Source organism: Pedobacter heparinus (assembly GCF_032678725.1).
Lineage (GTDB): Bacteria > Bacteroidota > Bacteroidia > Sphingobacteriales > Sphingobacteriaceae > Pedobacter > Pedobacter heparinus_A.
Genome location: NZ_JAVTSC010000004.1, coordinates 337,504 through 361,064 on the forward strand (window position 1 = coordinate 337,504; position 23,561 = coordinate 361,064).

Consider the following 23,561-nt stretch of genomic DNA (forward strand, 5'->3'; position numbering starts at 1 on the left):
ATATAATACTAATTTAAGATAAAACCTTCCCAGCAGCGTAATATTTCAGTTCAATAATATCGTTGGGTAAAGATTTGGTATTCCAGGACTCATGAATGGCCAGTGCGGCACCTACAGCGGTTGCCTGTGCCATATAGGCTGCAAACACCTCTAATTCAGGAAACGCGGCTGCCAGTAAATTCATGAAGATGACATTTTTACTAAAGCCCCCATCTACAAATATCCGTTTCACTGCTGTTCCGGAAAGTACCCTGCTGGTTGAAATGTATTGCTGCTCCACCAGGTCCAGGATCAGCCGGTGATAGGCAATGACATCTGAAGGATAATCGCTAAGGTTACGTTTGGCAAAAGGAGACTCTTTTAGCCCCTTAGCCGCATCTGCTGTAAATGGAGCAGCCTTATCCGATTGCTTTAATTCTTCAATGATTTTAGGATCATACGAAACTGCACGATAAGCAATTACATCGGTACCAAAATGAGCCGCAATGCGTTTTACCTGTTGCTCATGTTCGTACCCGGCAAAAAGACGGGATGCTTTTACAGGCTTGCCTTCATACTGCAGATAACACAGGCAATCATTTTCCAGTTCTTCTGCAGTCAGCGGATCGGAATTGAAAGGGTTTAAGCTGATGCACCAGGTACCCGTAGACAACAGGATAAAAGGTTCATGAAAATTGACCAGGTATGGCACCAAAGCAGCTGAGCTGTCGTGAAATCCCGCACCAACAGCATAGTTGTTGCCTGGAAATGCAGCGGGGATCACACTATCTGAGGGAACGATCGGCGCAAGCTTGTCAATGATCCCTTCTTTCCTCACCCAATCGTGATAATCATTTTTAGTAAAATCCCATAGATTGGTATGGCAGCCTATGCTGGTCAGGTCAGAATAAGCCTCGCCCGAGATCAGGTAGCTTAGATACTGAGGCAGGTGAAGGGCGTATCTGATCTGCTGATACAGTTCTGGCTTTTCATATTTGATCCGGTACAATTGCATTCCGGAATTCAGGCTGCCCAGTACAGGTGAAGCTGTGATTTTAGAGAAGGCTTCCGTGCCCCCGTAAGTATGGTAAAATTGTTCCTTCAGCTTTTCAGGATATTCCTTCAGGTAATTGTATAAAGGGGCAAGGGGTTTTCCATCTTCATCGATATACACAAAACTTGCCCCGTAAGTAGCAAAGTTAATGGACTTAATTTCGAATGCCGGGTTTCTGAACACCTCCCGCAAAGAATCAAATACGGAGAGCCTTAAGCTCTCCAGGTTTTCGCAGGGATCACCATCTTCATCTACTGTCTCTGTAAACCTGGCCGATCTTTCGAAAACAATTTTATAATGCTCATCAAAGAGGAACAGTTTCTTATTGGTTTTCCCTACATCAAAAACAGCTATTACAGGAGTCGGCTTCATCTTTAATCCCATCAATTATAATCCAGTTGCTACAGTTTTTAAACCACGGCTTTTTATCAGTTCTTGTCTTACGTTAATTTTTCTGAACAGTTCCAGCGGGGCCAGTGCAGCACCTGCACGCAAACGTGCTTCGGCAACCAGTGGTCTCAGATCGGTACGGAATGCCTGCTGCAGGATTTCCTGGGCACGCGCCACATCATTTTCTGCCTGGGCCTGCTCCAAGGCTTTACGGTCTACAGACAAGGCCTGGGCATAAGCCAGCATAATGGCTTCAACCGATTGTAAAAGATCTTCTAAAGGATCCTTAACATTGTGTGAAGCATCGATCATCCAGCCGAGGTCTTCGCGGTGGTTCATGCCCCGGGCATCCATTCCTTCTACCAGTTCGTTAAAGATCAGGAACAGCTGGTAAGGTTTCATGCTACCCGCTGTCAAATCATCATCACCATATTTGGAATCATTGAAATGGAAGCCACCCAGCTTTCCTTCCATCAGCAATAAAGAAACGATCTGTTCTATGTTTGCGTTCGGCAGGTGGTGACCCAGATCAACCAGCGTAAAGGCTTTAGGGCCTAATTTACTGGCGTACAATAAAGATTGGCCCCAGTCTCCCACAGTTGTGGAATAGAAATTAGGTTCAAATGCTTTATACTCGACGAATACTTTCCAATCGGCAGGTAAAGCGGCATAGATTTCCTGCAAACTTTCCAGGGTATTCTGGAAAGCTTTTCTGAAGTTTAACTGGCCCGGAAAGCAGGAACCATCGGCCAGCCATACGGTAAGGGCTTTTGAGCCCAGTTCTACACCCTGGCGGATCACCTCAATATTGTGTGCTATGGCTTGTTTTCTTACGGCTTTATCTACGTGCTGTAAAGATCCAAATTTATAGCTGTGTGCCTGGTTGGCCTGATCCTGAAAGGTATTGGAGTTCATGGCATCAAAACCCAAACCATGCTGGACAACCAAAGCTTTAATGGCAGGAACATTGTCTGCGGTATCCCATGGAATGTGAAGGGATATGGTTCCGCTGGCTGCATTTAATTTATGCAGCAGGCCTATATCTTCAATTTTCTCTTCAATGTTACGGGGTTCCCCACCGGAAGAGAACCTTCCGAAACGTGTACCTCCGGTACCCAGGGCCCAGCTCGGTATCCCGATCTGAAAATCAACCAGCTTTTGTATGATCTCCTGCGCAGCTGAAACTTCCTCCGTAACAAAGGCCAGCTTGCGCTGGTGTTTAGCTAACAGCTCATTGTTATGTGATTCTATCTGATAATTCTCTAGTATCATAATATTTGGTTTAACGGACAAAGGCATTAGCTACACCACCATCCACATTTAGTACATTTCCGGTTGATTTGTTGAGCAGTCCACCCACAAAGGCGAAACAAGCATTGGCAATATCATCGGGAAGGATAATTTCATTCAGCAAGGTACGTTTTGCATAGTAAGCAGGCAACTCGGCTACGGTAATACCATAGGCTTTTGCACGGCCTTCTGCCCAGCCACCGGCCCAAATGTTACTGTCGCTGATCACCGCATCAGGGTTAACCACATTGACACGGATGCCATCTGCACCCAGTTCGGCAGCATTTAACCTGCTCAAGTGTAACTGAGCAGCCTTGGCACTGCCGTATCCGGCATTATTTGGACCGCTAACCAATGCATTCTTGCTCACAATGTTCAGGATATCACCACCAATGTCCTGTTTTTTCATTACCGCAGCAGCGGCCTGGGTGATGAAGAACTGGCCTTTTACCAATACATCATACAGCAGGTCCCAATCCTTCTCGGTATGGTCTGCTATGGTTTTTGAAATGGAAAGGCCCGCATTGTTCACGATGATATCTACCCCGCCAAAAGCTAGTGCAGCTGCATCAAATGCGGCATTGATATCTTCAGCATTGGTTACATTCAGCATCGCAGTAGCGTAACTGTCTTTACCGTATTTACTTTTAAATTCTTCCCCGGCACCTTCCAGGCGCCCGGCATTCATATCATTCAGTACCACTACAGCACCTTCCTCTACAAATTTTCTGGCAATTGCTTTTCCAATTCCTCCGGCACTTCCGGTGATCAGGGCAATTTTTCCGGAAAGGGCTTTCGGCTTAGGCATGCGCTGCAGCTTTGCTTCTTCCAGCAACCAGTACTCAATGTTAAACGCTTCCTGTCTCGGTAAAGAAGTGTATTCAGAAATGGCTTCGGCGCCTTTCATTACATTGATGGCGTTGGTATAGAACTCTGCAGCCACCCTAGCCGTTTGTTTATCTTTCGAAAACGAGAACATTCCGATCCCCGGATATAAAATGATGACCGGGTTCGCATCACGTATAGCCGGACTATTGTCATGCTTGCAGGAATTGTAGTACTCAGAATACATTTTCCGGTAAGCTTCAAATTCCGGAGCTAATTTTGCTTTCAGTGCGGCTACGTCGCTCAGGTCTTCATGAGCATCCAGTTTCAATACCAGCGGGCTGATCTTGGTTCTTAAAAAGTGATCCGGACAGCTGGTACCCAATGGGGCCAGACGGTCAAGATCATTGGAGTTAATGAATTCCAGTACCCTTACATCATCAGTAAAATGCCCGATCATGTGTCTTTCGCTGGAGCAGAATCCCCTTAATACCGGAGCTATAGCAGCGGCTTGTCTGGTACGCTGTGCCTGTTCAGCACTTGCTATTTTCTGGCCGCTAAATACAGGGCCTTTCTTACCATAATTTTCTTCCAGATAGGCCGCGCAGCGCTCAATCACCTCAAGGGTATTCATATAGCTTTCATAAGCCGTATCACCCCAGGTAAACAAGCCATGTGAGCCTAACATAATGCCCCGGATACCAGGATTTTCATCCAGGCATTTGCGCAGCATTAAACCCAGTTCAAAACCTGGTTTTTGCCATGGCACCCAGCCAATTGTTCCATTAAACAGTTCTTTGGTGATGCGTTCCCCGTCTTTAGCTGCGGCGATAGCAATGGCTGCATCAGGATGCAGGTGATCGATATGTTTAAAAGGCAGGAAGCCATGTAATGGAGTATCAATAGAAGGGGCTTTGCTGGCCAGGTCATAAATGCAATGGTTAAACAACTCTACCATTTCATCTTCATGCGCCAAACCGCGATAAACATTTTTAAGGTTACGCAGGCGGTCAACATATAAAGCTGCAAGTCCGCTTTTCTTTAAGGTACCCAAATCGCCACCAGAGCCCTTTACCCACATCACTTCTTTTTCTTCGCCCGTAAGTGGGTCCTTAGCCATCGCTTTACAGGAAGTGTTACCACCACCATAATTGGTTAAGCGCAGGTCTGCACCCAGTAAATTTGAACGGTAGATCAACAAGGCTACTTCATCCCCGGCCATTTCAGCAGCCTTTGCATCATCCCACAAATAGCTTACATGTTTAAAATCGGTTGTTCGAGTACTCATAAAAGTATTTAATTAATTGTTTTTTTATTTCTATTTAATTGAATTTCCGTAACCCACAATGAGGATAGACAAGATCAGGATCACAATTCCTGCAACTACGGTTCCAAAAGTCTTCTTCTTTACACCAGACCATTCTTTAAAGAACAGCCCCCAGCCATTAGCTACCAGGATAATGCAGGCCATGTGCAGGATCCAGCCACTGGCTCCATTGCCCAGTTTACTTTCGCCCATTCCATAAAAAAAGAACTGCAAAAACCAGGTAGTTCCCGCAAGTGCGGAGAAAATATAGTTTTTCAGCAAGGGGGCCTTTTTATCGCTATAATCCCCAAAAGTTTTATTACGGGAATTGAGCAACATACACCAGAATAAATTGGTAGTTAAACCACCCCATAAAATAACCACATAAGTTACATTGTTCTGGAAAAGGAATTCTCCTTGTCCGGGATTGAGCATTTTCCAGGCTTCATTGGCATGATGGGCCATATCTTTACCCGCATCAATACCAAAAGCGAAACAGGCACTTAAAACACCCGAAACGATAGATACGATCAGCCCGATACCCAGTTTATATTCTTTATTGGAAGGATCTGCCTTGCCGGAAGCAACCAGGTCTTTCTCTTTCATACTTCCTGCCAGCCCGCATACCACAATACCGATCACACAAACCAGCAAGCCCAGCAATACCATTTGCCCCCATTGTGCACCAGCCATGTCCGATAAACTGTCTTTACCAGGGGTCGGGTTAAAATCATAGTATAATGAAGGGATCAAAGCCCCGAAAACAGAGCAAAGCCCGAGTATAATGGTACTGCCTAAGGAAATGCCCAGGTAACGTACGCCTAGCCCGTAGGTTAAACCCCCTATACCCCAAAGCAAACCAAAGAAATAGGTAAGCAGTAAAATCTTACCATCAGTTTGAACAATAATGTCCATAAAACCTGGAATGGTTAACCAGGCCGCAAGCGGAGGAACGATTAACCAGGAGAACAAGCCACCAACGATCCAGTAAGTTTCCCAGGCCCAGCCTTTAACTTTTTTGAAAGGGATATAGAAACTGCCGGAAGCAAAGCCGCCGATGAAATGAAAAATAACTCCTAAAAGAATCTGCATGTTTAAGGTTTTAAATTTGGTCCGACTAAAATAGTGCAATGACAGTGGACTTCCGTCATGTACTGTCATGCCTAAATTAATCAATTACTTTTATTTTGTCTCCTTTATGACAACCGGCCCCAATAACCCTGAGGGCAATAACTGATCTTCTTTTTTAAAAACGATGTTTGTATTGGTGATCCGCTGGCTTTTTGGCAGGGCTGCATCACCGATCAGCCGGTTTGGCCAGAGATTGATGACTACGATCTGCAAACTGTTCTGACCGGTTTTTAAAGCCGGAGAAATATCGATCTCCCAGGGCGCCGTCCATATAATGCCCAGTTTTTTACCATTCAGCGTTACCTCCGCAATATTTTTTACCGTTCCGAGGTCAAGGTATACACGTTTATCTTTTGCCAATGCCCTGTCGTAGTTAAAGGTTTTGACATAAGTTGCTTTCCCTGAAAAATATTTGATCCGCTGGTCAGGATGCAGTGCCCAGTCTTGCAGGTTGTCGAAGGTAACAGATTTAGGGCCGCCCCACTCTTCATCGAAAGCCACCTGCCATGCTCCTTTCAGCTCCGTTCCACTTTCCAGCACCGGATAATTGGCTGCGGTAAGTTTAGTTCCAGTACCATTTTTAGGAAAGACCACAAACCAGGACTGAAAAGCAGCAAATTTTAAGGGGATCTGAACACGTCCATCTATAAGACGGAAATTGACTCCTTTAACAACGCTTCCTTTAACCGGGTCCCAGATCTCAGGAATGCGGTTCTTGATCCTGAATGTGCAGTCTGAAAGCAACGCCCGCCCATGCCGGTTTGTGATAAAATAGATTTCTGCGTCCGCTGTGCTGCGGTGGATAAAGTCAATGTGGTTTCCGGTTTCGCCGGTATGTTCGAAATCCGGTTTTATACCATCGTTCAACAAGATCTGCCGGATGGACGCATTGGCAAAGACCCTTCCCTTTCCATACTTATTGATGCTGAGTTGTTTTTCATCCATCTTTCCCCACAGTTGTTTTGCGATCACTTTTACCTGGTCATCACAAGCGGGGTAGTTTTTGAGCCCTGAATCTGTAAGCGGCATGTTGCCGATCACCGTTGCGCCCTGTTTAACCAGGCTTTGGATTTTTAGCAGCACCTCCAGGGGCATTCTTTCGGTATCCGGCAATACCAGGACCCGGTAATTCATTCCATCAGGCAAGGTTATTTTTCCATTTTTTACGCTTAAACGGGTAAGCAATACCTCCTCATTACAAACATCGTAATCATAGCCCTTACCCAATGCCGGGTCGATGTGTTTCTGCTCCACCAGATTGGGCGCCCAGTCTCCGTTATAAAAAAGCACATCGGCATGAAATTTACCCGAACGGAGTAAATACTGCGAACGCGCGATATAATCGAAAAAAGGACCCGATTTTTCCCACCAGGTTACATTGGGGTTAAAATGCGTACCAGCACCATATTCATACCCGGGCTTACCATCTTTTGGCCGGGTGGCTGTTGAAGTATGTATGGCAATGCGGTTTATCCCCTCACAAAAAGCCCGATCAAGTGCCTGTTTCAGGGAGCCCGGATAATCCATCCAGTGCCTCATGGTGGTAAATGCTTCAGCAGAGGCTGTTTCCTTACCATAGATATGTGCTGCCGAAGCCACCATTTTAGTCACTTTATTCTGACCAAAATCCAAACGTGAAACACCATAAGACTGGTTATCTGCTAATGTACTTTCGTCTTCGTGTTTTGGTCCGAGCCAGAATTCGCCCATAGGGAAGTCGCTGCGGCCAAGGTTTTTAAGGCCGTCCAGGCAAATCGTACCCGAGCGGCTTGGCCCTGCCGATTCATTTTGTACCAGTATACCTTGCTGATGGCATAATTCGGCAAAACGCTTATAATGCTCATCGGCCATACAATCCGCCAGGGTTTTTCTGTAGTCGTGTAAAAAGCGGTCAGCTATGGCTGCACTGCCGATCAGGTACCCTGAAAGTGCAGGCAGATACGGTGTTGGGTCATATCCCCGGTAATTTTTAAAATGTTCAATGATCTTTGCAGTCCAGTTAGGGAAACCATCTTCAAAACTGTCGTCACAGAAATATTTCGGTTTGTTCCCTACTTTTGCCGCTTCCTCTATAAACATTTTACCCAGGTTTTCGAACTGGATCTCTACCCCTTTGCGGTCAAACCAATCTACGGACAACCCGTCTGCTTCCGGCTGTGCAATCATTAACCTGGAGCCGGTCATGCGGTGCCCGGTACGGATAATTTTCCAGTTGCCCGGAGGGACCTGCCAGTCCAGAGATCCGTCTTTATTTACTTTAGCAGTGAGATCTATGACCTGATCGAGCGGGATCGGCTGATCCACCGGATCATTTCCCCAGGGCTGTTTTACCGGGCCCATTACCTCAGTTGCTTTTGCAAAATTGCTAAGATCTTTATGGTTGGATTTAGCCGCCAATATCTCTGCCCTGGTTCCGCTGATGCGACTGTTTTCCCTATCCGGGATGGCCACCACTGCGGTATCACGGTAATCGAGCTGCTCCAGTGGAAGATCAATATAGTCTTTGTAACCCGGTGGATTAAAAACCTTATCATATCCGCTTCTGTTACCCGGCAAGGGCAACTTACCGGAAAATTGCTGAGGACCGGCTAACTTAAGTTCAGCTTGCAGATACCAGCGTCCGGAATCTTCAGGTTTAATCCAGGGCCCGCCCATGCACCAGCCAGAACTCATATTGATCCCTACTGCTATGCCTACCCGCTTGGCCTCTTTCATCGCGTGCCGGTACAAGGCTTTCCATTCCTCAGACATGAACTTTGTGCCTTGAGGGAAGGGTACACCGCCTAAGCCTCCCGAAGAGTTTACCAGCAAAACCTCGCCCATACCCTTGGCTTTAAATTCTTCCATATCGCGGGTAATGCCCTCCTCATCTACCAGACCATTGAACCACCACCAGTAGCAGGAGGATTTTGAGGCATTTGGCGGCTGGATAAAATTCCTTTCCAGCTCACTCTGGCCCTCATAAGGGAAATCATCCCATATTGCCGCAGACCCACCAAGACTGAGCAGCGTTAAGTTAAGCGTACCAACAGAGCCTATCTTTATAAAATTCCTTCTTCCTAATTTCATTTTCTACCTGTTATATGATAAGGCCAATGTTAATATTCAAAATGATAAGTACCAGAACCCAGTTTCAATTCCGTATTGTTATCCACCTGTTTCACATCACTTAATGCTTTCACTTTATTGATGGGCAGGTTTGATTCGGTAATCGCAGCATTTCCGGTTCCCGGTAAAACAACCCTTGCAGTAGTATTAGGAGGAATAATCAGGTCTATTCTGGTTTTACCGCCATCAAGGGACCAGGCCGATTTTACTTTGCCATAAATGGTTTCCAGTTCGGCACTTGCGTTTTTAAGGTTACCCCCGGGTTTAGGTGCAATACTGATCTCTTTATAGCCAGGAGCTGCCTCAGTAATCCCCGCAACCGTACGGTACATCCAGTCGCCGATGGCCCCATAAGCATAGTGGTTAAAAGAATTCATACTTACTGCCTGGAAAGAACCGTCAGGCTTTATACCATCCCATCTTTCCCAAATGGTTGTGGCCCCTTTTTTAACCGGGTAAAGCCATGATGGATAGGTGTCCTGCAGCAACAGTTTATACGCAACATCGTTGTATCCAAAACGGGTAAGTACATGACAAAGGTAAGGAGTACCTAAAAATCCTGTAGTCAGGTGATTTCCATAAGCAGCCACATTATCTGCCAGCCTTTGCGCCGCCTGGGGCCTTAGTGCTTCCGGTAAAAGGTCAAAATTTAAAGCCAGTACATAGGCCGTCTGAGAACTGGAAACCAATCTGCCCGAAGGGGTAACATACTCCTCCAAAAATGCCTTTTTGATCACCTTCAGCAAATCCGTATAGGTTTTCACATCAGCATCATTGCCCAGCACTTTAGCCGCATTGATCAGATTTTGTGTAGAATGTGCATAAAAGGCCTGTGCTATAAAAAACTTGTCTGTAATGGCCGCCTTGCCGTCACGGTCATCGGCCATGGTATAAAAAAGCCAGTCGCCGTAATGGGGTCCGCTGTTCCATAAGTTATTTTTACTGATGCTGCGGATATATTCTACCCAGGCTTTCATACTGCTGTATTGCCGGGAAAGCAATTCCTTATCACCATACGCCTGGTAAAAATCCCATGGGATGATGGTAGATACGTCCCCCCATCCTGCCGATCCGGCATTTTTTACAGAACGCACATCCGGTATAACCACAGGTACATTTCCGCTGGGGTGCTGATCTACTTTCAAGTCATACAACCACTTGCTAAAAAACCCGGCAACATCCATATTGTAAGCTGCTGTCCTAAAAAACACCTGGGCATCGCCTGTCCAGCCTAAGCGTTCGTCACGCTGCGGGCAATCTGTAGGTACATCTACAAAATTGCCTTTTTGCCCCCACTGTATATTGCTTTGCAATTGGTTGAGCAGCGGGTTTGAAGTAGAAAACACACCTGTAGGCTTCATATCCGAATAAACGGCAATGGCATTAACAGTGCTGCTGTCCAGTTTACCTTTATATCCTGTAACCTTAATATAGCGGAATCCCTGGAAAGTGAAATGCGGTTCCAGCACGTCCATTTTAGTCCCACTCAGGATATACTTATTTTCCTGCCTTGCTTTCCTCAGGTTTTCTGTATAAAAATTACCTGCTGCATCCAGTACCTCGGCATGGTTAATAGTAACCGTATCTCCTGCTTTCCCTTTAATTTTTAATTGTACCCAGCCCACCAGGTTCTGACCAAAATCAATTACGGTTTCCCCTTTAGGCGTTTTGATCAATTTAACAGGAGCAAAACGCTCATGTTTGCTAACTGTTGGCCCAAGGGGCGCAACAAGATTATCCGTTTTAACATCAACAATTTTAGCTTTCTGCCATTCGCCGGCATTGAAGCCCTGCACTAATGCATTTTTCTCCAACCGGGCATCGTAGGTTTCGCCATTATAGATATCTGAGGCCTTAACAGGTCCGCCAAAAGAAGTTTTCCAGTCCTCGTTTGAATTGATGACTTCTTTATTACCATCCGTATATTCAATTTCGAGCTGAAACAACAAACCCACCTCTTTACCATACAGGTTACGCTTATTGTTAAACTCCAGGTTTCCGCGGTACCATCCATCACCAATAGTAACCAGCGCTATATTTTTTCCTGTTTTCAGGGCATGTGTTACGTCATAGGTTTGGTATTGCAGCCGTTTATGATAACTTGTCCAACCTGGTGTAAAATAATGATTACCGATCTTCTTCCCGTTTAACTTTGCTTCGTAAAGACCATGGGCAGTGATGTAGAGCCTTGCATTTTTCACTGGTTTTATCGTGTTAAAAGCAAGGCCAAACATTGGTGCAGGCCCTACCTTGCCCTCTGTATCTTTTGCGGTCTGGATCCATTTTGCGGTCCAGTCGTTTGGCGACAGCAGACCCGTTTCCCAGAAATTTACTTCGCTCCAGCCGGAGGATTTTCCCGCATTGTCCCATATCCGTACCTGCCAGTAATACCGTTGTCTGGCCTGCAATGCAGCCCCTTTATAAATAATGTGTGCTGATTGATCAGAATTTACCTTACCTGTTTGCCAAACGAGGTTTTTCCCGTTTAGAATGTCTTTGTCGTTAGTGGACACCCTTAATTCGTAAGCTTTCTGCGACACATTTCTTTCACTTGCTGTTAATTTCCAGCTGAACTGAGGCTGTAATACATCCGTGCCGATAGGATTGTGTTTATAATTGGTGGTTAATTGTGCTACCTCCAGTTTTTGGGCCTGCACCGTGACCGAGAAATAAATAAGTAAAAGGAATGCGCTGAATTTGTTCATCTAATGTTCGATTTGGTTTCATTTATAATACAAGATAGAAATAGTAATGTTAAGTATTTAATAAAGTTAAATTAACTTTCAAAAAATAACATTAAGCATTTCATTTCATTACTAAAGTATAACAATATGAAAGCAAAACTGTCATGAACTGTCCTGTTTAAGGACTTGAAATGGCGCATAACGGAATTAAAGTAGCGTTTTATTTTTAAAAGCGTAATTTCCAATCATTTTATACAAACTGCCATTGGCAATCATCAGCCTCAGTTCAGCTAAATGTTGATGATGATGCAGGTCTGTCCCAGCAAAATCGTAGAATTTTTTTTGTAAAAGGAAACTTGCTGCATGCTTTACTTCTTTACCGTAATATCCGTTTAAAGACAATAAGTTGAGCTGGAACAATACCCCCATATCTTTTAAACGAAGGTATTTATCCACTTTTTTATGGTAATAACCATAGCGCTCCGGATGTGCAATAATTACCTGATAGCCCAGAATCTGCAGATCAAAAACTACCTGTTCAATATTTGGCATTTCAGAGAGGTATGACATTTCAATTAAAATATGCCGGCCGGGCAGGCACAATAAGTTTTTGGCCGGATTAAACGTTTCATCAACCATATATTCCGCTGCAGCTTCAATTTTCACCACGATACCCGCTTCCTTTAAAGCAGTCCTGGTGTCTATTAAAGCTGCATTAATTGTTTCGGCAGTATTGGGATACAATTCGGTAAAGATATGCGGGGTACAAATAAACCGGCTAAAGCCCAGATCGATTAACCCTTTTATCAAACCAACAGATTGGGCAACATCTTTTGCCCCATCATCAATTCCGGGAAGCAAATGTCCATGCATATCTACACCCAGCCATTCTACGTCACGTAAATATTTATTTTTTCTGAAAAATGAGATCATGACCGGTGTTTTTAGGGCTCAATAGATTCTGTCATACAAATTGAGCTATTTTTCTAAGCGGCTTAAGGCATATCCCAATGATCGGGCGCTTTATCCGGTTATCCTTCATTGCCCTGAAATCATTTTTCCATGCCCTGACCCTGTTTTTAAAATTCTGGTTACTCACTCCGCCAGAAGCCATTTTAACTATTACTTTATTCAAATAAAAAACTTTCGCCTGGTGCAAATACATAAAACGCAGCATCAATTCATAATCCGCGGCAGTTCCATAATTAAAATTATACAAGCCAAACTGTTCAAAAAGCTTTCTTTTTACATAAAAAGTTGGATGAGGCGGCATCCATCCCCAATTGAATTTATGATGTTGGTAATGCCCGGACCGCCACTTGCGGAGTACCTTTCCCTTAGGATTTACGTAATCCAAATCTGCATACAGCAGATCAGTATCATGCTGCATAAATGAACTCGCTATCTCGCTCAATACATGCTCATTATCCAGATAATCGTCGGCATTTAACATCCCGATCACATCGCCCGTACAAAAAGAAATGCCTTTATTCATGGCATCATATATCCCAAGGTCTGGTTCTGATTTAAAGAAATGGATGTGAGATTTATATTGATGAATAATCTGCTGCGTACCATCGCCAGAATTTCCATCAATAACAATATACTCTACGTTAGTATAACTCTGGTTAACCACAGATGTAATACACCGCTGGATTGTCGCAGCAGCATTATAAGTTATTGTAACTAACGAAATTTTTACATTGAACATGGCAACAAATTTAATAATTAATTATACACATCTACAATTAATATGTATTTTTGAAGGCGTGGCGTGTTGCTATAAAAGTTAAAGCCTTTTGGTCATTATGCGTTTTGTAAAAAAAACCATTGTTTTGTTTTCTGTTTTAACCCTCTTTATTGCTAGTTTTTCTTGCTCATACAAACAGCAACAGCTACTTTTCGAACGTAAAGAACATATCGATACCACAAAAAATAAGGTTTTTACGCCTACTGCCTACAGGATAAGTCCTCAGGACCTACTCGAGATCAGGAACCTGCAAAACAAAAAATACATTGTAGCAGAAACAGTTACAGAAAAAACCAGTACTACATCCGGCGACAGTGGACAGACCTATCTGGTTAACGCAGACAGCACAATAGCTCTGCCGATATTAGGTCGTGTAAAGATTGCAGGCCTTACACGGGACCAGGCCGAGTATCAGATAGAAAACCTATATCGTAAGGAACTCAAGGATCCCCTAATAGCTTTAAAAATTATTAACTTAAAAGTAACCTTACTTGGTGAAGTCAAAAATCAGGGGGTTTATCACCTGGTAAAGGACCAGACATCCTTAATTGAAGTTATCGGTGAGGCTGGTGGTTTAACAGAAAAGGCAAGCAGCAAACAAATAAAAATAATCCGTGGTGGCATGCCGGCCCCAGAGATTATTGAACTTGACCTGAGTGACAGCAAAGTATTTTCAGATCCAAGAATTTTGCTTCAAAACAATGACATCATATATATCGCTCAAAACAAACGGGCCGTACGTGCTGATAAATTACAAAGCATGTCGGCTGTTCTGCAACCAGTGATTACCTTATTAAATACAGCATTAATTATCTATACGCTTACTCGTTGACACAGGAAAAGGAAAAAGACTCAAAAAAAAACACCAACAGGGAAATTGACTATTTAAAAATAGGCAGGATACTGTTTAGCCGCTGGTATATAATAGCGTCAGGTGTTTTATTGGGTTTATTGTTCGCCTGGGTTTATTTATGGTATACGCCAAAAACCTATGCAACATCCGGTATCCTTAAATTTGAAGAAAAAAAAACCGAGTTGTCCGATTTGGTAAGTGTAATGAGTAACTCCGGAAGGGGGCCTATAAATTTACAAAGTGAAAAATTTATCATCCAAAGCCGGGACTTATTGCTAAACGCGATCCGGAGCCTCGACTATAAGATCAGTTTTTACATTTCGGGCCGGGTCCGCTCCTATGAGCTCTATCCCAACAAACCATTCCAGGTTGATATTTTAAAATTTGAAAAACAGGAATTTTCGCAGGATCTGATCACATTCAAGCCTGTAAATGAGCAGACATTTACGCTGATCTGGAATAGTGGAGGAAATGAGATACAACGAAACTATACATACCATACGCCAATCCGGATCGGTAACGTTGATTTTCTAATCAGATATCCGGGGCAGATCAACGCTAATATTTCATACCAGTTTAGGTTTAACACCCCCGAAACCTTGCTGGCACGTGTGCGAAATGGTTTACGGACAAATGAAACGCTGAAGAATTCTAATATAGTTACCATTCAGCAAACGGATTCCAACCCTCAATTTGCTGCAGACATACTGAATGCAGTAATGATCGAATACCTGAACTACGACCGCAACCAGAAAACACAATCGGCCACTCAAATGATCCACTTCATTAACGACCAGCAACAATACCTGTCTTCAGCAGTAAAAGGTTCTGAAAGTTCCCTGGAAAAATATAAACAAAACTCCGGCATCCTGGATGTAGGTTCATCCGCAGGTGCAGCTTTATCAAAAGTAAGCGAGCTGGAGTCGCAGCGTTCGCTGTTGAAGATACAGCTGATGGCGATTGACCAACTGAAAAAGCAAATTAACGACGATAAGAACAATGTAAGCCTCAATTTTAACCTTGAAGGCGTAGTAGACCCATTACTGGGTATATTGATCAGCAACATGAACGATTTGCTGGCCGACAGGACCGCCGTGTTAAAAACGTACAGCAGCACCTCACAAGCGGTTGCAGATGTCAACAGCCAGATTTCCCAGGTTAAAACAGCTGCCCTGCAAAATATCAGTGCCTCCAGTCAAAGGATCCAGAAAAATATGGACTATCTCCATAACCAGTTGTCTCAGGTCAATCAACAGGTATCGGCTTTGCCAGCTGCAGAAAAGAACATGATCAGTTTGCGGCGCGACTTTGAGATCAATGAAAAGGTATACTCGTTTTTGTCCGAAAAGAAACTCGAGGCGCAGATCAACCGCTCGGCAATATTACCCGGCGCCACAGTTATCGAACAGGCACAGGTAAATAAAACGCCTATATCACCCGATGGAAAGGAAATCTATCGTACCAGCGCAATTTTTGGCATGCTTGCGGGAGTTGGCATCATCCTTTTTATCAGGATATTTAATCCATACATTTATGATAAGGAATCTGTTGAACAGGCAACAACTGTCCCTATTATCGGTGTCATCAGAAAGTTTCCGGACAAGATTGATGCAGACAATGCTCAAATCCTGGCCTTAAGCAGGCCAAGGTCTATCTTTGCCGAATCGGTACGTTCCGTTCGTACCAATCTTAATTTCCTTGCTTCAGAGAAGAAAAGCAAGGTCATCTGCATTACTTCTGAAGTAGCGGGGGAGGGAAAATCCTTTGTGGCACTTAATCTTTCCAGCACCCTTGCACTGATCAATAAAAAAGTGATACTAATAGGTGCCGATTTACGCCGCCCCAAATTACATCATGCTTTCGGGTTATCTAATGCTAAGGGCCTCAGCAATTACCTTGTACATCAAAGTACAGTTGATGATATTATTCAGCATACCACTTATGAAAATCTCGATTTTATAAGCTCGGGGCCAATTCCTCCAAACCCTGCAGAATTACTGCATCATGAACGGATAGCCGATCTGCTGAACCAGCTTAGAACAAGCTATGAGATCATCATGATTGATACCGCACCCATCGGACTGGTTTCAGATTCCATTCCCCTGATTTGCCAGAGCGACATCAATCTTTTTATCATCAGATACGGAAAATCCAAGCACAGTGCGGCAACAATACCACAGGGCCTGGTACATGAATATGGTTTAAACAACATGGCCATTGTACTGAATGCTTTTGAAGAGAACCTTTTGCAATCCAGTTATTATAAGAACAGCACAAGTCATGGTACACTTCATTACTATGCGGATTATAATGGCTATCAAAGTTCAGGATATTATGAGGATGAAGAACGTTTAAAATGGTGGAACATCAGAAAATGGTTTAAATCATAGATTATGGCTTTAACATCAGGAACAGATCAGAAAAAGTGGTACCCGGTTTACACCCAGTCGCGCGCAGAAAAAAAAGCACTCCAGGCGCTGCTGGGTAAGGGTATTGAAGCTTATCTGCCCCTGCATCGGCAGCTTAAACAGTGGAGCGACAGAAAAAAATGGGTAGAGGAGCCTTTGATCAAATCGTATCTTTTTGTACATATTCATCATCACCAGAAAACGGAAGTACTGATGACCTCGGGGGTTTCCAGGTTCATTTATTTTTCCGGAGAAATAGCCGCCATGCCAGACAGGCAAATAGAGGCACTTAAACTGTTGCTGGCCAGCCCATATGAATTAGAAATTACAGAAGAAAAGCTGCTCCCGGGAGAGAAAATTGAAATTAAGGCGGGCCCTTTAAAAGGGATCAGGGGAGAAATCATTGAATACCGCTCTCAAAAACAATTACTGATAAGACTTGGGGATATATCGCATTCCGTTATTGTGAATGTGTCAGCGTCTTTAATTGAAAGAATGAATAACAAAAGTTAAGCTCCGGGCTTACCGGAATTTAACAACCAGGCTGCTAAAAAAGTATAAGTTACAAAAAAGATAATGTGACTTAGGAGGCGAAGCTATGGAAAAGATTTTACTTTTGACATTAGAAACATTCCGTGCAGCCGGGGGCATACAAAGTATGAACAGGGCGCTGGCCAACAGCCTGCAAGGCTTAAGTGTAAAGCATAATTGGATTTTTGACTTATATGCTTATTGCGATCGGAAAGCTGATCTTGATGCCAGATATCTGCCCAAAAAGAGCTTTAGCGCCTTTGACAAACATAAAGTTAAATTTGTAGTGCAGAGCATAAAAAAAGGACTGAAAGCCGATCTGATCATCCTGACGCACATCAATCTATCAGCAATTGCCTGGGTGATCTACCTGCTCAATCCAAAATGCCGGATCTGGCTTGTTGCACACGGTGTAGAAGTCTGGCGGCCATTAAAATTATGGAAAAAATCCATTTGGAATATCTGTGAGCACATCATTTGTGTAAGCAGATTTACACAACATAAAGTGATTGCGCTACATCAGGCGTCAACAGACCGGTGCGTAGTTGTAAACAACATACTTGATCCATTCCTAACCCTCCCTGAGTCTTTCTATAAACCAGATCATTTGCTGAAACGTTATCAGGTCAAAACCACTCAGAAAGTAATATTTACGCTCACGAGAATCTCGGCTTCAGAGCAATTTAAAGGGTATGATCAGGTTATAAGAGCTATCAGCCAGCTGCGAAAAAAGAGAAATGATATCAAATACATTCTGGCAGGGCCTTATGATGAAGCTGAAAAAGAACGTATCCTGCAATTGGTTAGCGACCATGATTTAAATGACAATTTCCTGTTGACAGGTTACATCGATGACCAGGATCTTGCCGATCACTTTCTATTGGCAGACGTATTCGTATTACCCAGTAAAAAAGAAGGATTTGGAATTGTATTTATCGAAGCTATGGCATTCGGCCTGCCGGTGATCTGTGGCAATGCCGATGGCAGCATTGATGCGGTACGCAATCCGCAGATGGGGACCACTGTTGATCCGGATGATCTGGAGGCATTGGAAAAGGCCATAACCCAGCAGCTGGATCGTGTTTTAACTATTGAAACACGAAAGGGTATTCAGGAGCAATGCTTAAAATACTTTAACCAGGAATTGTATATGCAGACCTTAGAAAGATTAATCAAAAATGGAACAGCTTCCTGAAGAAAAGTGGGATATAGAGATCAGGCCAGGGAATAATCTGCTTGATCTGAAGTTAAAGGATGTATGGCATTACCGTGACCTGCTGGTATTATTGGTAAAACGTGATTTTGTATCCTTTTACAAACAAACCCTGTTAGGCCCGCTCTGGTTTTTTATCCAGCCTGTTTTTACCACCCTCATATTCACCTTTGTTTTTGGCAACCTGGCCGGAATTTCAACCGACGGACTTCCGCAGCCCTTATTCTATATGGCAGGTATTACCACATGGAACTATTTTGCAGATTGTTTGAACAAAACCAGTACAGTATTTAAAGACAATGCCAGCTTATTTGGAAAAGTATATTTTCCAAGACTGATCATGCCCCTGAGCATTGTGGCCTCAAACCTGGTTCGCTTCGGTGTACAATTGCTGCTTTTTATCATCATGGTCGGCTATTATTTTATGGCAGGAGCCAATTTTGGCCCCAACTGGCACATCCTGTTGTTCCCCGTACTCGTGGTGCTGATGGCCTGCCTGGGCCTGGGTTTTGGAATGATCATCTCGGCCATGACAACGAAATATCGTGACCTGGCCTTTTTAGTTACGTTTGGCGTGCAATTACTGATGTACGCGACTACGGTAATCTATCCTTTGTCAACAGCAATTGAAAAATATCCGGCATATGCCTGGGTCATTGAATACAACCCCATGACCCCTATTATCGAAACTTTCAGATATGGTTTTCTGGGGAAGGGCAGTTTTAGCTGGGAGCGTCTGGGGTATTGTGCAGGCATTACTTTCCTGGTTACAATTACAGGGATTCTGATTTTTAATAAAGTTGAAAAAACATTTGTTGATACGGTTTAACAAGAGATTCGATTGATGAGTAACATTGCGATCAAAGTGGAAGGTCTGTCTAAAGCCTATCAACTGGGCGAAATAGGAACAGGTACAATTTCCCGGGACCTGGAACGCTGGTGGGCTCGCTTCCGGGGCAAGGATGATCCCTTTTTGCGCATTGGCGAAACCAATGACAGAAGTGTTAAAGGAACAAGTGACATCGTCTGGAGTTTAAAAGATTTAAATTTTGAAATTGAACAGGGCGATGCGGTAGGCATCATTGGCCGTAATGGAGCAGGAAAGAGTACACTATTGAAGATCTTAAGCAGGGTAACATCGCCAACCACTGGTTCTGCCAAGGTAAAAGGCCGCATTGCAAGTTTGCTGGAAGTAGGCACGGGCTTTCACCCGGAGCTGACCGGCAGAGAAAACATGTTCTTAAATGGGGCGATTCTGGGTATGCGGAAAGCAGAGATCAAACGTAAATTTGAGGAGATCGTAGATTTTTCCGGAGTAGAAAGGTATATAGATACGCCGGTAAAACGATATTCTTCGGGCATGTATGTACGGCTGGCATTTGCGGTTGCGGCGCATCTGGAATCGGAGATCCTGGTTGTAGATGAGGTATTGGCAGTGGGTGATGCGGAGTTTCAGAAGAAGTGTTTAGGGAAGATGGGTGATGTGAGCAAGGGGGAAGGAAGGACGGTACTTTTTGTGAGCCATAATATGGGGAGCATCGGCGGGCTTTGCAATAAGGGGATATTATTATCAAACGGAGCAATTCATCAAACTGGTAATATTTCAGACGCAATAGACAGCTATGTGGCCGATCAGGCGCAGGAAGGTGAGATCCCCCTTGCAGCAAGAAAAACCCGTGAAGGTCTGGGTGGTATAAGAATTGAAAAAATTGATTTCTCGCCTACGGTTATTACAACTTTCAAACCCTTGTCTATAATCATTTCCTTTAAAAACAAGGGCAGGGACATTAAAATCAGGGAGGCAGGGATCAGCATCTGGACAAGGGATGGTTTTAGGCTAATTAGTATCTCAACTGATTTTACGGGTGGGATGAACTCAGTTCAATCCAGCAAAATAGCCTGTGTAATTACCCGTTTACCGCTTATAGAGGGCAACTATAAATTAAATGCTTTTATATCATCAGATAATGGCTTAGAAGATTATATAACTTCTGCCAAAACGTTAACGGTAACCCATTCAGATTATTTTGGGTCAGGGAAAACCGTTGACCCACAATGGGGAACACTTGCGGTCGAGCATTCGTGGGAATTCAACATTTAATATATGATTCAATCAAAAGAAGATCTTGAAAAATGGTATGCATCCGGTGACCCCTGGAAATACGGGGCAAATGCTGAGGATATCAAAAGAAAAAAAATACTGCTAGGTGAACTTCCCGACCGAGAGTATAGCACTGTACTAGACATTGGCTGTGGCAATGGTTTTATAACACAGGATTTGCCAGGCAATTCAATACTGGGAGTTGACCTTTCTGAAAATGCCATTAAATATGCCCGTCAAAATAATAAGGATGCCCGCATTTCCTTTGAAGAACGGAATATTTTCGAGCTTTACCACACAGAAAACACTTTTGATTTGATTGTGATCACAGGAGTATTATATCCGCAATATATAGGTGCCTCCTCTAATCTGATTTTTATCATCATTGATCGGCTGCTCAATAAAAATGGCATCCTGGTTTCTGTTCATATCAACGATTGGTACAATTGCAGGTTCCCTTACGACCTTTTTCGCGAACATATTTATCCCTACGAAAAATATCTGCACAGATTGGAGGTATACCAGAAATGATTTTAATGTACCATAAAGTTGACCTGGAAAAACCAACAATGTGGTGGGTTACTGCCAATGAATTTTACCGGCAAATGTTCGAACTGCAAAACAGGAGAATAGTTTATCTTGACGATTACGACCCGGATGATCCTGAGCAAGTAGTAATCACATTTGATGGGGTTTACAAAAACGTTTTAACCTATGCCGCACCGATTTTACATAAATTCTCCTATCCATTTGAGTTATTTATAACCAGTGATTATATAGGAAAAACCAATGAATTTGACACTGTAGAACCGCGAGCTGATTTTGCATCTGTCGAAGACCTGCAAATTCTGCAAAAGTTGGGGGGCAGGATACAGTGGCATACAAAAAGTCACCCTGACCTTAAAGCGCTATATGATCAGCAAATCATCAATTCGGAATTGACCATTCCCGATGCACTAAAGAAATTTGGAACAAATGGTTTAAAATGGTTTGCATATCCTTATGGAAACTTTAACGAGAACGTTATAACCGAAGTCAGCAAGCGTTTTAAAGGAGCTGTATCGTGCAATCAGGGATCAGATACAAACATTTACATGCTAAACCGGATTACAGTAACCGATAAGAGTCGCTTTTCTAATCAAACCATATCCTGCATTATTCCATGTTACAATTACGGGCACTTCCTGGCAGAGGCAATTGAATCTGTACTCCGGCAAACTATTCCTGCAGATGAAATTATCATCGCCGACGATTGCTCAACAGATATGACAGCGGAGATCGCCCTTTTTTTTCAAAAAAAATATCCGGACCGGATCAAATACATTAAGAATAGTGAAAACCTTGGGATCGTTCGGAATTTTAATAAAGCGGTTGGCTTATCGACTGGTGCATATGTTGTTTTTTTAGGCGCAGACAACCGTTTTCAATCAAATTATCTGGAAGAATGCGCGGGGATACTCAATCAACATCAGCATGTTGGTATTGTATATACAGATTTTTTATTTTTTGGTAGCAGGGCAAAGAAAATGTATACTGATTTTAAAAAAGAATATCAGTCAACTGTTGCCAATGGTTTTTTTAAAATCAGATTTCCGGAGGCAGAAGAGATCGATGTTAAAGAAAAACTAAAAAATGAAAATTTTATACACGGTTCTTCTATGTTTCGACGTGCATGCTATGAAAAAGTTGGGGGTTACCAGTTAAACCCAACAATGCCGGAAGACTACAACCTGTTTTTAAGGATAGTTAAAAGCGGTTATCAAATAAAAAAAGCAATTAAGACTAACCTGCATTACAGACAGCATTCTCTTGATCAGGCGAACCATGTTTTTGGCACACAGGTTCTCGTTAACATTTATATGATTAAGATCAAAGAGCTGGAAACTGAGTTACAGCTTTTAAGAAAATACAAAATTGTTCAGGCCATTTCATTTGCGTTCAAGGTAAAGAATAACACCAGGAAACTGATTCGTTACACAAATCAACATGGGTTAGGAAAAACCATACGAAAAGCACTTAGTAAATTATTTTGATCTCCATAATTATCATAAACTACAATACATTTCAGCTTACAGTTAATTGTATAGCTTCTATCGTGGACAATACTTCCTGTAACTATGAAATTATAGTAGTCGACAATGCTTCGACAGAATGCGACCCTGAAGAATTTAAAATCCGGTTTCCGTTTATAAAGCTTATAAAAAACCCGGGCAATTACGGTTTTGCAAAAGGTAATAATACAGGTTTAAATTTGGCATCAGGAGACTATATTTTACTGTTGAACAGTGATACCTTACTCATAAACAATGCTATTGATCTTACTTACGAAAAGATCTTATCTGACAAAAAAATCGGTGCCTTGAGTGCGCAACTTGTAAGTGTTGATGGGACTTTCCAGCAATGCAGTCATTATTGGACAAGTTTGCGGAAAATATTAGGTTGCACTTTCCGGCTACATCACATGTTTAAATCCCTTAAACCTATTCAACCCGATCTAAAAACTGAGCATTACAGTGAATATCTTTGGGGTACCTTTTTCCTTTTTCCTAAGGAAATACTAAAAATCTTTAAAGATAAAAAGTTACCTGAAACGTTTTTCATGTATGCAGAAGACACCGAATGGTGCCACTATATAAAAAAGGCAGGATATAAGTTACTTTATTACCCAACCGCAAAGATCACACATTATGGTGGCGCTAGCTCCAACAACAACACTAAGAAATGGACAAATGGATTTCATAATGAATATCGCTTAAGCAAAATGGTCAACGGTCAGTTATACACTTTCTTTTATTATCAGGCCATTGTGCTTTTCTACTTTTCAGGTATTAAAAAGGAAACTTTTGAAAAAGGGATCTACATTTTAAGACACATGTGTAAAGACATGATAAAGTCCGCTTAATTGACATGGATATTTTTGGATAATAAGGGAGTTCAG

Annotated in this window: 17 protein-coding genes; 9 read left to right on the plus strand and 8 right to left on the minus strand. The window is 42.9% G+C overall.

Features of this window, described 5'->3' with window-relative positions:
- Positions 1-13 precede the first annotated feature (13 nt).
- The 8 genes from R2Q85_RS08720 to R2Q85_RS08755 form a co-directional block, all read right to left on the minus strand.
- Positions 14-1,405 (minus strand): FGGY-family carbohydrate kinase, encoded by a 1,392-nt coding sequence (locus tag R2Q85_RS08720; RefSeq protein WP_316811377.1) that lies wholly within the window; start codon positions 1,403-1,405, stop codon positions 14-16.
- A 15-nt stretch (positions 1,406-1,420) separates the two neighbouring features.
- Positions 1,421-2,695 (minus strand): TIM barrel protein, encoded by a 1,275-nt coding sequence (locus R2Q85_RS08725; protein ID WP_316811378.1) that lies wholly within the window; start codon positions 2,693-2,695, stop codon positions 1,421-1,423.
- A 10-nt stretch (positions 2,696-2,705) separates the two neighbouring features.
- The gene (locus R2Q85_RS08730) at positions 2,706-4,826 is read right to left on the minus strand and encodes a bifunctional aldolase/short-chain dehydrogenase (RefSeq protein ID WP_316811379.1); all 2,121 of its coding nucleotides are present in this window, start codon (positions 4,824-4,826) and stop codon (positions 2,706-2,708) included.
- A gap of 30 nt (positions 4,827-4,856) precedes the next feature.
- On the minus strand, positions 4,857-5,936 hold the full coding sequence (gene rhaT, locus R2Q85_RS08735) for an L-rhamnose/proton symporter RhaT (protein WP_316811380.1): 1,080 nt from the start codon (positions 5,934-5,936) through the stop codon (positions 4,857-4,859).
- Between the two features lie 90 nt (positions 5,937-6,026).
- Complete coding sequence (locus R2Q85_RS08740; RefSeq protein WP_316811381.1) at positions 6,027-9,044, minus strand: glycosyl hydrolase; 3,018 nt, start codon at positions 9,042-9,044, stop codon at positions 6,027-6,029.
- Positions 9,045-9,073: 29 nt separating this feature from the next.
- Complete coding sequence (locus tag R2Q85_RS08745; RefSeq protein ID WP_316811382.1) at positions 9,074-11,788, minus strand: glycoside hydrolase family 78 protein; 2,715 nt, start codon at positions 11,786-11,788, stop codon at positions 9,074-9,076.
- A 186-nt stretch (positions 11,789-11,974) separates the two neighbouring features.
- On the minus strand, positions 11,975-12,700 hold the full coding sequence (locus tag R2Q85_RS08750; RefSeq protein WP_316811383.1) for a tyrosine-protein phosphatase: 726 nt from the start codon (positions 12,698-12,700) through the stop codon (positions 11,975-11,977).
- A gap of 31 nt (positions 12,701-12,731) precedes the next feature.
- Positions 12,732-13,478, minus strand: a complete 747-nt coding sequence (locus tag R2Q85_RS08755; protein WP_316811384.1) for a glycosyltransferase family 2 protein — start codon at positions 13,476-13,478, stop codon at positions 12,732-12,734.
- Positions 13,479-13,575: 97 nt separating this feature from the next.
- On the opposite strand from R2Q85_RS08755, the gene R2Q85_RS08760 reads away from it, so the two are divergent.
- The 9 genes from R2Q85_RS08760 to R2Q85_RS08800 all read left to right on the plus strand — a co-directional run bounded on the left by R2Q85_RS08760 (position 13,576) and on the right by R2Q85_RS08800 (position 23,525).
- Entirely contained in the window at positions 13,576-14,349 is a 774-nt protein-coding gene (locus R2Q85_RS08760; RefSeq protein WP_316811385.1) for a polysaccharide biosynthesis/export family protein, read from the plus strand.
- Positions 14,346-16,760, plus strand: a complete 2,415-nt coding sequence (locus R2Q85_RS08765) for a polysaccharide biosynthesis tyrosine autokinase (RefSeq protein WP_316811386.1) — start codon at positions 14,346-14,348, stop codon at positions 16,758-16,760. The genes R2Q85_RS08760 and R2Q85_RS08765 overlap by 4 nt, the downstream gene beginning before the upstream one ends.
- A 3-nt stretch (positions 16,761-16,763) precedes the next feature.
- Positions 16,764-17,291, plus strand: a complete 528-nt coding sequence (locus tag R2Q85_RS08770; RefSeq protein ID WP_316811387.1) for a UpxY family transcription antiterminator — start codon at positions 16,764-16,766, stop codon at positions 17,289-17,291.
- An 85-nt stretch (positions 17,292-17,376) separates the two neighbouring features.
- Positions 17,377-18,504, plus strand: a complete 1,128-nt coding sequence (locus R2Q85_RS08775; RefSeq protein ID WP_316811388.1) for a glycosyltransferase family 4 protein — start codon at positions 17,377-17,379, stop codon at positions 18,502-18,504.
- Positions 18,488-19,351 (plus strand): ABC transporter permease, encoded by an 864-nt coding sequence (locus R2Q85_RS08780; protein WP_316811389.1) that lies wholly within the window; start codon positions 18,488-18,490, stop codon positions 19,349-19,351. The genes R2Q85_RS08775 and R2Q85_RS08780 overlap by 17 nt, the downstream gene beginning before the upstream one ends.
- Before the next feature lie 15 nt (positions 19,352-19,366).
- On the plus strand, positions 19,367-20,623 hold the full coding sequence (locus R2Q85_RS08785; RefSeq protein ID WP_316811390.1) for an ABC transporter ATP-binding protein: 1,257 nt from the start codon (positions 19,367-19,369) through the stop codon (positions 20,621-20,623).
- Positions 20,624-20,626: 3 nt separating this feature from the next.
- Positions 20,627-21,154, plus strand: coding sequence for a class I SAM-dependent methyltransferase (locus R2Q85_RS08790; protein WP_316811391.1), 528 nt, complete (start codon positions 20,627-20,629; stop codon positions 21,152-21,154).
- A 5-nt stretch (positions 21,155-21,159) separates the two neighbouring features.
- Entirely contained in the window at positions 21,160-22,656 is a 1,497-nt protein-coding gene (locus R2Q85_RS08795) for a glycosyltransferase (RefSeq protein WP_316811392.1), read from the plus strand.
- On the plus strand, positions 22,653-23,525 hold the full coding sequence (locus tag R2Q85_RS08800) for a glycosyltransferase family 2 protein (protein WP_316811393.1): 873 nt from the start codon (positions 22,653-22,655) through the stop codon (positions 23,523-23,525). The genes R2Q85_RS08795 and R2Q85_RS08800 overlap by 4 nt, the downstream gene beginning before the upstream one ends.
- Positions 23,526-23,561: the final 36 nt, after the last annotated feature.

Excerpts from the sequence above, each read along its gene's own strand:
- R2Q85_RS08725 (WP_316811378.1), bottom strand. The coding sequence starts at position 2,695 with ATGATACTAGAGAATTATCAGATAGAATCACATAACAATGAGCTGTTA.
- R2Q85_RS08770 (WP_316811387.1), top strand. The coding sequence starts at position 16,764 with ATGGCTTTAACATCAGGAACAGATCAGAAAAAGTGGTACCCGGTTTAC.
- R2Q85_RS08780 (WP_316811389.1), top strand. The coding sequence starts at position 18,488 with ATGGAACAGCTTCCTGAAGAAAAGTGGGATATAGAGATCAGGCCAGGG.
- R2Q85_RS08785 (WP_316811390.1), top strand. The coding sequence starts at position 19,367 with ATGAGTAACATTGCGATCAAAGTGGAAGGTCTGTCTAAAGCCTATCAA.
- R2Q85_RS08730 (WP_316811379.1), bottom strand. The coding sequence starts at position 4,826 with ATGAGTACTCGAACAACCGATTTTAAACATGTAAGCTATTTGTGGGAT.
- R2Q85_RS08790 (WP_316811391.1), top strand. The coding sequence starts at position 20,627 with ATGATTCAATCAAAAGAAGATCTTGAAAAATGGTATGCATCCGGTGAC.
- R2Q85_RS08745 (WP_316811382.1), bottom strand. The coding sequence starts at position 11,788 with ATGAACAAATTCAGCGCATTCCTTTTACTTATTTATTTCTCGGTCACG.
- R2Q85_RS08720 (WP_316811377.1), bottom strand. The coding sequence starts at position 1,405 with ATGAAGCCGACTCCTGTAATAGCTGTTTTTGATGTAGGGAAAACCAAT.
- rhaT (WP_316811380.1), bottom strand. The coding sequence starts at position 5,936 with ATGCAGATTCTTTTAGGAGTTATTTTTCATTTCATCGGCGGCTTTGCT.
- R2Q85_RS08740 (WP_316811381.1), bottom strand. The coding sequence starts at position 9,044 with ATGAAATTAGGAAGAAGGAATTTTATAAAGATAGGCTCTGTTGGTACG.
- R2Q85_RS08760 (WP_316811385.1), top strand. The coding sequence starts at position 13,576 with ATGCGTTTTGTAAAAAAAACCATTGTTTTGTTTTCTGTTTTAACCCTC.
- R2Q85_RS08775 (WP_316811388.1), top strand. The coding sequence starts at position 17,377 with ATGGAAAAGATTTTACTTTTGACATTAGAAACATTCCGTGCAGCCGGG.
- R2Q85_RS08750 (WP_316811383.1), bottom strand. The coding sequence starts at position 12,700 with ATGATCTCATTTTTCAGAAAAAATAAATATTTACGTGACGTAGAATGG.
- R2Q85_RS08755 (WP_316811384.1), bottom strand. The coding sequence starts at position 13,478 with ATGTTCAATGTAAAAATTTCGTTAGTTACAATAACTTATAATGCTGCT.
- R2Q85_RS08795 (WP_316811392.1), top strand. The coding sequence starts at position 21,160 with ATGTACCATAAAGTTGACCTGGAAAAACCAACAATGTGGTGGGTTACT.